General features: G+C 34.5%; 9 protein-coding genes and 1 other RNA gene. 9 read left to right on the forward strand and 1 reads right to left on the reverse strand.

Annotation, left to right across the window (positions count from 1 at the left end; all coding sequences use genetic code 11):
• Positions 1-225: 225 nt before the first annotated feature.
• The 8 genes from ACF3N8_RS08365 (at position 226) to ACF3N8_RS08400 (ending at position 8,686) form a co-directional block, all read left to right on the forward strand.
• Complete coding sequence (locus tag ACF3N8_RS08365) at positions 226-567, forward strand: DUF1798 family protein (protein WP_009383781.1); 342 nt, start codon at positions 226-228, stop codon at positions 565-567.
• Positions 560-1,117 carry a DUF1273 domain-containing protein gene (locus ACF3N8_RS08370; RefSeq protein ID WP_009383782.1) on the forward strand — a complete coding sequence of 186 codons (558 nt, stop codon included), beginning with the start codon at positions 560-562 and terminating at the stop codon, positions 1,115-1,117. Before ACF3N8_RS08365 ends, ACF3N8_RS08370 begins: the two co-directional genes overlap by 8 nt.
• A gap of 22 nt (positions 1,118-1,139) precedes the next feature.
• Positions 1,140-1,466, forward strand: coding sequence for a cell division regulator GpsB (gene gpsB / locus ACF3N8_RS08375; protein ID WP_009383783.1), 327 nt, complete (start codon positions 1,140-1,142; stop codon positions 1,464-1,466).
• 82 nt (positions 1,467-1,548) lie between these two features.
• Positions 1,549-1,929, forward strand: an RNA gene (gene rnpB / locus ACF3N8_RS08380) — RNase P RNA component class B.
• Between the two features lie 171 nt (positions 1,930-2,100).
• The gene (locus ACF3N8_RS08385; RefSeq protein ID WP_009383784.1) at positions 2,101-3,222 is read left to right on the forward strand and encodes a class I SAM-dependent RNA methyltransferase; all 1,122 of its coding nucleotides are present in this window, start codon (positions 2,101-2,103) and stop codon (positions 3,220-3,222) included.
• A 23-nt stretch (positions 3,223-3,245) separates the two neighbouring features.
• Positions 3,246-4,145 (forward strand): EamA family transporter RarD, encoded by a 900-nt coding sequence (gene rarD / locus ACF3N8_RS08390; protein WP_392449822.1) that lies wholly within the window; start codon positions 3,246-3,248, stop codon positions 4,143-4,145.
• A 196-nt stretch (positions 4,146-4,341) separates the two neighbouring features.
• Positions 4,342-7,791, forward strand: coding sequence for a dynamin family protein (locus tag ACF3N8_RS08395; protein ID WP_392449823.1), 3,450 nt, complete (start codon positions 4,342-4,344; stop codon positions 7,789-7,791).
• Positions 7,792-7,804: 13 nt separating this feature from the next.
• Positions 7,805-8,686 carry a 5'-3' exonuclease gene (locus ACF3N8_RS08400; RefSeq protein ID WP_009383787.1) on the forward strand — a complete coding sequence of 294 codons (882 nt, stop codon included), beginning with the start codon at positions 7,805-7,807 and terminating at the stop codon, positions 8,684-8,686.
• Between the two features lie 79 nt (positions 8,687-8,765).
• On the opposite strand, the gene ACF3N8_RS08405 is transcribed toward ACF3N8_RS08400, so the two are convergent.
• On the reverse strand, positions 8,766-9,155 hold the full coding sequence (locus ACF3N8_RS08405) for a ribonuclease HI family protein (RefSeq protein WP_009383788.1): 390 nt from the start codon (positions 9,153-9,155) through the stop codon (positions 8,766-8,768).
• 200 nt (positions 9,156-9,355) lie between these two features.
• On the opposite strand from ACF3N8_RS08405, the gene ACF3N8_RS08410 reads away from it, so the two are divergent.
• A complete protein-coding gene (locus ACF3N8_RS08410) occupies positions 9,356-11,293 on the forward strand; it encodes a YSIRK-type signal peptide-containing protein (protein ID WP_238101882.1) in 1,938 nt (645 codons plus the stop codon).
• Positions 11,294-11,317 lie beyond the last annotated feature (24 nt).

Below are 11,317 nucleotides of genomic sequence, written 5' to 3' on the forward strand. Positions count from 1 at the left end.
ATCACACGTATATTCAAATACATATTTTATTTATATATTTATCGTTCTTTATATTTCTATGTAAACGCATATGTATTTGAACATAATAATACGAATCGGCAAATTTATTATAGCATTTTTAATAGAGAATACATATCTACTTACACAATTTTTAACGAAGCATTTGATACAACTAGGTTATAGACACTGATATATGATAAATTATTGTTAAAAGGAGGGTGAAAGATGGATAGGCACGTGCTTAAAGAACTACAAGTCATTCTCGATGAAATCTTTCAACGCTTCACCTCATCAAAAGAAGGGCACGCGTACGACTTTTACAAAGAAGTGGTACCTTACACAAAAGAGGTTGATGCTAAATTAGACCTTTTAATAGAAGAAAAACAAAACATCGTCGAATTACCTTACATGAATCCGATGAAATTCGATAACTTTATCGAGCATTTTAAAGAATTGACCGTCGAATGTCATTTCGATAAGAGTCGAAAGCTATTTATTGAAAAGCACAAAGCTGTGACTTATGATTTAAACTATATTCAACAACATTTAGGTGATATCGATGTATAAGACCGCTTACTTTACGGGATATAAACCATTTGAGCTTAATATATTTAATGATAATTGTGATGAAGTTAAATATTTAAAAAAGTTTATCAGAAACAAATTAATCACTTATATTGAAGAAGGTCTGGAATGGGTGCTAACGCAAGGGCAGCTTGGTATCGAAATGTGGGTCGCTCAGACCGTTATTGAACTTAAAGAGGAATATCCGCAAATTAAACTTGGTATCATCACACCATTCGAAGAGGTAACGGCAAAGTGGAATGAAGAGAACACCCTTAAGTTTGAACAAGTCGCTTCAAAGGCTGATTACGTGAACAGTATTTATCACGCACCATACCAAGGTCCGCACCAATTTAAAGCTTGCGATCAGTTTATGCTTGATCACACAGACCTAACTATTATGATATATGACGATGAAATGGAAGGAAGCCCTAAATACTTCAAAAGACTCTTAGTTGATTTTGTTGAAAAAACAAATTATACTTATGATATTGTCACATTTGATGAAATCACTGATTTCATCAACGATTTGCAATGGTCAAATGAACAATAGTTTTGAATGAGGTGGAGAAATTATGTCAGAAGTTTCATTAAAGTTAACTGCTAAAGATATTTATGAAAAAGATTTTGAAAAGACAATGGTAAGAGGATATCGTCCAGAAGAGGTTGATGCCTTTTTAGATGATATTATTGCAGATTACCAAAAAATGTCTGATCTTAACAACGAAGTAATTAAGTTATCAGAAGAAAACAATAAACTAAAAAAAGAGATTGAAGATTTAAGATTACGTGTTGCTTCAAGCAGACCTCAAGATAATAAAGCATTCTCAGGTAACAACTCTGGCAACGTTGACCTCTTAAAACGCATTTCTAATTTAGAAAAAGCTGTATTCGGTAAGTAATACACTTTCTTTAGATGCGATACAGTACATAGGACTTTTAGTCTTTATATTTTTGTATATGCATGATATAATTTTTCAGTGATATTTTGAGTAATCGCTATAGTAATATAGAGGAAAGTCCATGCTCACACAATCTGAGATGATTGTAGTGTTCGTGCTTGACGAAACAATAAGTCAAGGCATTAAGTTGACGGCGGTGACCTAACCTAAGTCTTTGATATGGTTACAATAGCCTGAAAGTGCCACAGTGACGTAGCTTTTATAGAAATATAAAAGGTGGAACGCGGTAAACCCCTCGAGTGAGCAATCCAAATTTGGTAGGAGCACTTGTCTAATGGAAGTCAACATATAGACGAGGTATTTATATTCGTAATATATAAATTCAGACAGATGATTACTGCCGGCGTACGAGTGTGACTAGTGCACGTTAGTAGTACAAAGGTACAGAACATGGCTTACAAAAATATCACTACTAGACACTATGCTCTCCAATAGACGGAGAGCTTTTTTTAATGGGTATGACAACTTATATTATAGATATATATTTGTTTATTTGAATTTAATATATAACAAAAGTTTTAAGAACTCTGTTAACATAGAATTACATAATACTTAGAAAAGGGATTGTTTTAAGATGTTTCAATTACTAGCAGTATGCCCAATGGGTCTTGAAGCAGTTGTTTCAAAAGAAATCCAAAGCTTAGGTTATGAAACGACGGTAGAAAATGGCCGAATTTATTTCGAAGGTGATGAGGAAGCAATCGCGACATGCAACTTATGGTTACGTACCGCCGATCGAATTAAAATTGTCGTTGGACAATTTAAAGCGTTTACGTTTGATGAATTATTTGAGAAGACAAAAGATTTACCATGGGAAACGTTTATATCTGAAGATGGAAAATTTCCAGTCCAAGGACGTAGTGTAAAATCTAAATTATACAGTGTGCCAGACTGTCAGGCGATTACAAAGAAAGCGATCGTCGAAAGACTTAAGCACGCTTATAACGAACGCGGTTGGTTAGATGAAACAGGTGCTATGTATCCTGTTGAGGTTTCAATACTTAAAGATAATGTCTTACTCACGATTGATACTGCAGGTTCAGGTCTTAACAAGCGTGGCTACCGTATCGCGCAAGGGGAAGCGCCGATTAAAGAAACGCTTGCAGCAAGTTTAATTCGCCTTGCGAACTGGGATGGCAATACGCCTTTAATCGATCCATTTTGTGGTTCAGGTACAATTGCGATAGAAGCATGCTTAATTGCTCAAAATATTGCACCAGGATTTAATCGTGAGTTTGTTTCTGAAAAGTGGGATATGATGCCAGCAAATCTTTACGAAGATTTACGTGCTAAAGCAGATGAAAGTGCAGATTATGAAAAAGAAGTTGAAGTCATCGCTTCAGATATCGATCCTGAAATGATTGAGAATGCGAAACAAAACGCCGATGAAGTAGGTCTAGGTGACATCATTCAATTTAAAGTACAGGATGTTAATACATTGTCAATTCAACATGACGGACCTGTGTCGTTAATCGGAAACCCACCATATGGTGAACGTATCGGTGACCGTGAAGAAGTTGAAGAAATGTACCGCTACATTGGTAAACTCATGAAGAAAAACCCATCTCTATCAACTTATATACTTACAAGCAATAAAGAATTCGAATTCTTAGTTAATCAAAAAGCTACTAAACGTCGTAAACTCTTCAATGGTTATATTGAATGTACCTATTATCAATATTGGGGTAAACGATAATTTAGGTTTAAAGGAGGAATTATATGCATCAAGAATTTAAACGAGGCATCTTTTTATCGCTAGGTGCATACATACTATGGGGCATCTTACCCATATATTGGTCACTCGTTAAAGGTATCGGCTCGTTTGAAACACTCGCGTTTAGGATAATTCTTTCTCTCATTTTCATGGTCATTTTGCTACCAATTATTAATAAGACGGGCGCACTTAAGAAAGATTTACATTACTTAAAACAATTTCCGACTAAATTTGTTGCAATCGTCGTGGCTGGTTACATTATCACAATTAACTGGGGTACATTCATCTACGCCGTTGATCATGGCCACGTACTTCAAGCAAGTTTAGGTTATTATATCAATCCTTTAGTAAGTATTGTGCTCGCTCTCATCTTTTTAAAGGAACGCTTTACCAAACTTGAATGGATCGCCATTGCTTTAGCAACGATAGGTGTTATCTTTATGACGCTAAAAATAGGTGAATTTCCATATATTTCACTACTACTCGCATTTAGCTTTGGTTTTTATGGCCTCATTAAGAAGTCTATTAACATTGACGCGTTAAGTAGTATTACAATTGAATGTATCGTAACAGCTCCTGCTGGTATCATCTACATTTGGTACTTATTCCAAACAAGCCAAGTTTCATCAGGTTGGAACATGTCAACATTCTGGTTATTGTTCTCAGGTGCCATCACCGCGATACCGCTCATACTATTCTCTGCAGGCGCTAAACGTATACCGTTATCATTAGTTGGCTTCATTCAATATGTTGGTCCAACATTAATCTTCATTCTTGGTATATTTGTCTTCCATGAAAAGTTTGACATTAACCAATTAATAACATTCATATTTATATGGATTGGTATTATTTTATATAGTATTTCAAAATACTTAACAATTCGTAAATCTAAAAATCCAGTATAATTTTATTTAAGAACGGAACTTCGGTTTCGTTCTTTTTTATATCATTTTCTTTTTTAAAAGCACTTTATAGACACACTATGCATAAATTCATAAAAGTTACAAAATTATGGCGATAATCAATTAAATTCTCTTTTGACTCATCAATAAATGATATACAATATGTATCAAGAGTATTTATACAAGGGGAGCCAATTTAATGACTAAAGATGAACAATTAGACATTTTATATAAATTGAAAAAAGAGATTGAAAAATCTGATCATCAATCGTTTATTCATACGATTAATCAAATTATTAAAAAGGTTTATTTAGAGCAATACACAGCGACTTTCGTAGGTCACTTTTCAGCAGGAAAATCAACACTCATCAATAACATTATTGAACAAGAAATTCTGCCAAGTTCTCCCGTACCTACTACAAGTAACACTGCGATTGTTACAGCTTCAGAAGAGGCTAATATTATCGCGAACATTGAAGGTCAACGTTATACCAAATTAAGTAATTATGACGAAGTTAAATCTTTAAACCGTGAAAATGTAGATATAGAATCGATTGAAATTAATTATGAAACAGATAAGTTTAGTAATGGCTTCACACTTCAAGATACACCAGGTGTAGATTCTAATGTTCAAACACACCGTTCAAGTGCTGAGAGCTTCTTATACACAAGTAATATTATCTTCTATACAGTAGATTATAACCACGTACAATCTGCGATGAACTTCCGCTTCATGAAAGAACTTAATCAAGCTGGCATTCCGCTTGTATTCGTTATCAACCAAATTGATAAACATAACGAAGATGAAATTTCGTTTGATACATTTAAGTCTCGCGTGATGAAGTCGGTCGAAGAATGGGATATTAAACTAGAAGATGTGTTTTACGTGTCAAAATTTGAAACACCACATAATCAACTTCAAGATTTATCGGAATATCTCGTTCAAAAAGACCATGACCGTGAACCGATGGATGTTTATGTTAATCGTATGGTTGATTTTATTACGGAACATCAACTGTCATATATTAACAATCATATGGAGAGCATTCTTGAAGCGCTTGAAGTTTCAGCAACGGAATTTGATGAGGCTTATATCCGTCATCAGCAACATCAATCTGTTAGCGAAGAGTCGCGTTTGTTAAATGATTCTGAAGCATTATATAACTATTTATATGATAAACGCCGCAACATTATTGATAACTCTTATGTTATGACGCATGATATGCGTGAAACGATTAAGCATTATTTAGAAAGCATGACGAAGGATTTTAAAGTAGGTGGCTTTTTCAATAAGAAGAAAAAGACTGAAGAAGAACGCCAGAAACGCTTGGATGCTGCGGTAGAACATCTGCAACAAAAGGTAGATAACGAGATAACCAAAGTTATGCGCGAAGACATGTCATTCTTAACACGCTTTACCACGTCAAAAGACATTAACGAGCGTATCTTAAATCAAAGTTATACGATTGAACCTGCAACATTAGAAGATTTATATCAACCTCAAATTTCAATAAGTAATAATTATGTATTAACGTATTGCGATGATTTAATGAAAAAGCTAAAACAACAAATCTTAAAGCAATCAGAGCCTCTAGTAAATGACATAATTCAAAATGTTGAAGTTGAAGAAGTTGATGATCAACAACAAGATGAAAATGATGATTACCAAATTTATATGAATTTAAGAAATTTGAAACAATCGTTAGAAACTCAAAATTACAAACATTATTATATTCATATGGATGATTCTTTAGATAAACTCATTGATCGTACCGAAATTCAATATGAACCTAAAGAGACAGAAAAACAAACTGAAGCACGCGAAACAAAATCGAAAGAGACCGAAACGGACGGTAAACGTTACCGCGAAACGGTAGAAAGTGGTCTACAAGTCGTAAAAGATATCCCGCTATTTGAGTCAAATAAGAACGACATTCAAAATACGTTAGATCGACTCGATAATCAGCTTATTAAAATTGGTGTCTTCGGAACATTTAGTGCGGGTAAAAGTAGCTTAATTAATGCTTTACTCGGTGATCATTACCTTGTAAGCTCGCCAAACCCAACGACTGCAGCTACAACTGAGATTAGTTACGGTAACAATAGTGCGATTACATTAAAGACACAAGATGAGTTACTTGAAGAAATTAATAATGTAACTGAAATTGTGGGCGAGGTTTATGATTCAGTTGAGTCATTTACTAGCAAGAACCATAAGAAACTTTATCAAGCTATAGAGAAGAATCAGCTTGCCTTTTTAAAGGCTATTGAACAACATCATGATATGTACCTATCAATGCTTGAAAAGGGTGCGTATCAAGAAATTCCACAAGATGAAATTAAAAAGTGGAGTGCTGAAGATGAATACGCGACGTTTGTTAAAACCGTACATATTCAATTAGAACATCCTTGGTTACAAGATAAGATTATTGTTGATTCACTTGGTTTACACTCTAATAACCAACGTCATACAAATGAGACGGAAAAAATCTTAACTTCTTCTGATTTAATATTATACGTGAGTTATTTTAATCATTCGTTTACAGATAATGACAAAGCGTTCATTAAACACATGAAAGATATGAACCAACTTATCGAGAACCAAGCATTCAAGATGGTTGTAAATGCAGTAGATTTAGCTGAAACTAAGCAAGATGAAGAAGATGTTATTCAATATGTAGATGATGCATTGCAACAAGTTGATATGCATCCAGAAATCTTTGGTGTTTCAAGTCGTAATGCATTACAGTCAGGTGATGACGGTATAAATCAACTTCATGATAGTATTACGCATTTTGCAAAAGTCGAATCTAAACATGTTTTAGAACATGCAATGTGTCAACAACTTACACAAATGAACGTTTCATTTAAATCAATGATTGATGAACATCAAAATAATAAATCCGAACTTGAGAAAAATAAACAAGACTTAAAACAAATTAAATCACCTAAAGTCTTTAAAGATAAGTTCTTAGATACGACAAATATTAAATCTGAAAATGAAATTGAAGATCAAATTTATCACTTATCAGAACGCTTGAAAATTCAATTTTTAGATGAAGTGAAATCGGTATTTAATGGTCAAATGACAAACACGTCTAACTTTAATCAAGAAAAACGTTTAGCGTCGAAGGTGTATTTAGATCAAATTCAACAACGTTTATATCTTGAACAAACTTTAATGATTGAAAGATTAAAACGCTTTATAATTTCAACTTATGAAAATGAAATTGCACCAACAATTAAAGAGTTACAACAACGACATGTTTTAATTCATCCTACTTTTAAAGTAGATGTCGATGAAATTAATGAATCCTATTTAAATATTGATTTAGATCAGTTTGTCGAAGGCTTACCTAAGCAGTTAACGAAGAAAAATATTTTAAACCATGAGAAACAAAAACAAATTCAAGAAACGATATTGAATCTTTCAGTCACATTATTGGGAGATGGCTTTTCAAAATTAAGAAATAGTCTCATGACGCTTAAAAATCAACAACTTAAAGCACTCGATAATCAAGTCGAAGCATTTGAAACGGAAGCAAATTCTCAAATCGACGGTATTTTAAACTTTAGCATGGATGAGGCATTGCTTGGTCAATTACAAGAAGCGATTGCTGAACTCGACCGTTTAGATTTGAAAGCATAAAGGAAGGTCACTTATGGAGAAACGCATTTTACTCATAGATGGTATGGCGCTCTTATTCCGCCATTTCTATGCGACAAGCATTCACAAGCAGTTTATGAGAAATAGTGAAGGGGTGCCTACAAACGGTACTCAAGGATTTATTCGACATGTCATACAAGCTGTGCATGACATTAAACCAACTCACGTAGCGGTGTGTTGGGATATGGGTCAAAAGACCTTTAGAAATGATATGTTCGAAGCCTATAAATCAAATCGCAAGGCGCCACCAGAAGAACTCATACCACAATTTGATCACGTCAAAGAACTCTCTGGAGCTCTAGGTTTCCATAATATCGGCGTTGTGAATTATGAAGCGGACGATGTAATGGGAACGATTGCGAAACATTATGCTAAAGAGAACCGAGTGTTTATCGTGACTGGCGACCGAGATTTATTACAATGTATTGATGAACATGTTGAAATATGGCTCATTAAAAAAGGCTTTAAGATATATAACCGTTACGATATGTCACGTTTTAATACGGAATATGACCTACAACCACATCAACTCGTAGATGTAAAGGCGTTTATGGGTGATACGGCAGATGGATATCCCGGCGTTAAAGGTATCGGTGAGAAAACGGCAGTGAAACTGATTCAAAATCATCATTCTGTAGAAGGTGTGCTAGACAATATCGATCAACTAACGAAAGGCCAACAAACGAAGATCAATACGAATGTTGACGCTTTAAAGTTATCTAAATCGTTAGCTCAAATTCATACAGACGTGCCTTTAGACCATGAGTCTTTAATTGAAAACATGCGATATCGTCTTAACTTACCGCTCATTTTGAACGTTTGTGACGAGCACGAATTACGCGTTTCCAAACGCTATATTACGTCAAATTTTATTTAAATTTTCACTCTAGAAAAAGCCCTCTCAATGATGTAACAGTCATTGAGGGGGCTCAATTTTTATGTTGAGGTACTAAGGATTATTTCATCTTTCTAAGCGCTTGTTGCGCGAGCTGGTTCGCTTCTTTATTCTGGTCGCGGGGTACCCATTTAACAAAAACTAAATCAAACTCGTGTTCAAGTGATTTATAAGTTTGAAAGTAATGCTTGAACTTTTCGCTTTTAACTTGGTCGTCTAAAATAGAATCTTCCACTAATTTGGAATCTGTTTGAATGAAAGCATTTTTGACGCCATGTTGGATTGCTAAATGTAAGGCATATAATAACGCTTCCCATTCAGCAGAATGATTATCAGTAATACCTAAATATTTGGTTTCTTTAATACGCTCGTTCTCTAAAGCAATAACTACGCCACAAACACTCTCGCCAGGATTTCCTCTCGTTGCAGCATCAAACGCAATTTTAGCCATCTATTACTCATCCTTTTCGATTTCTTACTTAATATTATATCAAAATGAATTTCTTTTACACCCGCGGCCAATTAAATTGATATATTTATTTAATGATTCCCGCTTTTATATTGACATTATATGTTTCAATATATTATAAATAATTTAAGCAAACTATTATTTCTCAATATAAAAGCACATCAAGAAAAGAGGTATCATCAATGAGTCAACATCAAAGATTTAGTATACGAAAGTATAAGAAGGGTATTTACTCAGCTTTACTTGGTACAACTATCCTTTTGGGTGGTAATTATGTAGCTGAAGCTGAAGAAACTACCAACTCCACAGTCCCTGATCAAAACAATGAGTATGTCCACGCTCACACGATAAAAGGCCATGAAGGTGAAGTCGTTAATCAGCCTATTATCGAAGCACCAAACTACGCTGGCGACAATGAAGCCACATTTTCTTTCAAAGAGGGACAAGACACACATGGTTTAAATATTAACAAAACCTATATCGAGGGTACCTTAACGACGCCAACTGATTTGAAACCCTTAACCATTCGCGCGACTAAGAAGGATAACCAAGAAGAATTTCTTGAATATTATGTTCGTGTTAACGAGGCCTTAAAATTATTTGAACCTATAATTACCAATGATATCACTACTCAATCTACTTTCATTCGCGGCACATCTGAACCCGATACAACAGTCAACTTTTTCTATAATGAAAAGGGAAATCAAGTGACGAAGCATACGCGTCCTTTGTTGGATGCCAATCAAAGTCCTTTGTCAACGGTAACGAATTCTGACGGTACTTTTAACGTAGATTATGACTTTTCAAATATGGAAGATGCGTCGTTTTATGCGGTAGCGTCTAAAACAGGCTATAAATATTCTGAACCTTCTAACATCGTAGTTGTATATAACGAATTTAAACGTAAAATCAATCAACTCGATAAGGAAGGTTTAAAAGCGTATTTGAAGGAAATTAACGATCAGTTTAGTGCGCTTAAAACAATCGTAGAAGCTGAGAAAAATAATCCAAATAGTAGTGCTATTTCGGATGACACGCTTAAAAAGCTACAAACCTTGTTTAAAAATGCTCAAGAGTTAAAAGCAGCAGTCGATAAAAAAGAAGCTGAAGAGACGTCTCAACCAATCGACTTTTCAAAAATGACAAAAGATGAATTGAAAGGGTACTTAGTTGAAGTTAATAAGCAGTTTGAATTGCTTAAGTCACTGGCTGCAGAAGATTTGAAAAATGGAACTACTATTGTGAACAACAAAGAAACAATAGAGAAGCTCGTTAAATTGCGAGATAAGTTATTAGAGTTAAAAGCGCACGTTGATAAACAAGAGTCGGAAGCTAATCAGGAAAATACGAAACCTGAGCCTAAGGATCTTTCTAAAATGTCGAAAGACGAGTTAAAAGCGTACTTGGTTGAAGTTAATAAACAACTTGAGTTATTGAAAAAGTTAGCTGAAGAAGATTTAAAAAATGGTACGACAATCGTCAATAACAAGGAAACAATAGATAAACTGCTTAAGTTACACGACCAGCTCGTAAAATTAATGACAGAGGTTGAGGCACGTGAAGCAAAAGCGGGTGATAAACCACCTGTAGAAGATAAAGAAATTGACTGGAAAGGGCTTTTAAAAGAGTTAGAAATGAACCTTGATGGTTTAAATAAAGAAGAGGCATTGAAACAATTGACGTTGCTAAAAGAAAAATTTGCAAAGTTTAAAGCGCTTGTCGAACAAGAAAAGGTTAAAGCGGATAGTTCTGTGTTTAATGATGATTTCTATGAAGCATTGCTTAAGCTTGAAGCTAACTATGCTGAATCAATCAACCAATACTTAAAAGCAAATCACTATCCTAAAGATCCTGCTAATCCGTTGCAATTCATGCCAGAGGTTAAGAAAAAAGACAATGCTGATACAGTCGTGACACCTTTACCAACTTCGGTCAATACGAGTCATGGAAGCGAGGATTCAACGCCTTCAAAAGCCAAATCAGCTAAAGCGCAACAAACTCAGAAGATGTTGCCACAAACAGGTGAATTCGATCATCAAAAATTAATTAACATTGGTATGATTTCACTTTTAGTTGGAGGAAGTATCTTATTAAGTTACCGCAGTAGAAAGCATAACTAACATTAGGATACTGAGATAGAACGA

The organism is Staphylococcus massiliensis, from assembly GCF_043186315.1.
GTDB classification, from domain to species: domain Bacteria; phylum Bacillota; class Bacilli; order Staphylococcales; family Staphylococcaceae; genus Staphylococcus; species Staphylococcus massiliensis.